Annotated in this window: 2 protein-coding genes and 1 pseudogene; all 3 read left to right on the forward strand. The window is 37.1% G+C overall.

Annotation, left to right across the window (positions count from 1 at the left end):
* Positions 1-588 (forward strand): hypothetical protein (locus ACYP03_RS23755; protein ID WP_459782333.1); only part of this gene is annotated, 588 nt, incomplete at its 5' end.
* Positions 581-1141: a hypothetical protein gene (locus ACYP03_RS23760; RefSeq protein ID WP_459782334.1), complete on the forward strand. Its 561-nt coding sequence runs from the start codon at positions 581-583 to the stop codon at positions 1139-1141. The genes ACYP03_RS23755 and ACYP03_RS23760, both read left to right, overlap by 8 nt.
* 157 nt (positions 1142-1298) lie before the next feature.
* Positions 1299-1516: pseudogene (locus tag ACYP03_RS23765) on the forward strand (RHS repeat-associated core domain-containing protein); the annotation flags it as partial.

Consider the following 1516-nt stretch of genomic DNA (forward strand, 5'->3'; position numbering starts at 1 on the left):
GCAGCAGTCATAGGTGGGACAGGTTCAAGATTAAGTGGAGGAAAGTTTGAGAATGGTGCTGTGACGGGGGCGTTTTCGAGGTTGTTTAATGATGAACTTCATCATAAATGGAGACGCGCGTGGACAAGAGATCCTTCGATAAGCACTTTCACGGCTCAGCAAATGACTTGTGATATCTCTGTGTCATTTTGTAGAAAAACTATTGCTTTTTTTGGGGAGCAGTATGGGCTTATATCGATGAATGATCTTCCCGATTACTATACGTCCCCATTAAAATCGAGATATTTATCAATGAATGTGTCGGCTCTTGCTATAGAAAATCAGTACAAGTATGCTGCAAACAATTTAACAGGTAATACGGATCATAATGACATCTTTTTCTCTGTTACAGGTAGTATGGATCGGTTAAGTTTTTCATCAGGTATTGGTGGTCTTGCTGGAGGAGTTAATACTATTAGCACATTGAATAATGTCAGTAATTTTCTGGGTGATTTATCAATAAATTCTCTGAAAACACATTCAGTATTGAATTATAAACAGCAGTATATAAATTCCGCTGAAAGAAGATGGTGGTATCGTGGTGAATAGAAATGTTAAAATACTGTTGGCTTTTATTTTACTCCTAACTTCTTGCGGCATTATTGCCGCAAGTAATTGTCCCGTTAATATAGGAGTGCAAATGAATGAATATGTTAAATATGATAAATTGACTGAGATGAGTCTGTTAGATGTTAGGGACAGATATAAGTTAAAAAGTTTTACTTTTGAAGGGGAGAAATTGCAGCTTCCAATAAATGAACAAGCAAAGTTAAAGTTAGAATCTTCTTTAAGTGCTGGGAATGAATTTTATCTGGTTGAGGATTTTGGCAGTTTATGGATTGTTGATTTTCAGAAGATGTTTTATTTTTGTAACTTCGATGAATTTAATTGGGCGTCGTTTTTAGATTTGGTTGTTACAAAATCTAGTAACGATGATGTATTAAAACAAATTGCAAGTCATATTAGGTTGGCGCTGAGTGGGAATTATGAGCTTATTATCCCGAAAGATAGTGATTTTATCATCTATGACAGTGGGGAAAAAATAGCAATTGTTTATATAACAATTGATAGTAAGATGATTGTTTTTAATAATTTCCAATAGTAAAGTTGGAGTCTTTAAATGCATGAAAGACTCCTTTTAAATGAATTGTAGGGACAGACACAATTCATAGTGGATTTTATTTGACCGTTAGAACTTTGATGCTTGGGGTAAAGAGCGTGATTTTGTCTGGGAAACCGACAAGTCGTTCGTTCAGCAGGCATTGCTGACCAACCGGGGTTATACCGGTCATGAGCAGGTTGATGAAGTGGATCTGATCCACATGAACGGCCGGATGTATGATGCGACGCTGGGCTGTTTTGTCAGCGCAGACACCTTTATTCTGGCACCGAACAATAGCCAGTCGTTCAATCGCTATAGTTATGTGCTGAACAACCCGATGAAGTATACCGACCCAAGTGGTCATTTCTTTAAGAA

The sequence above is a fragment of the Photobacterium sp. R1 genome (genome assembly GCF_054600795.1).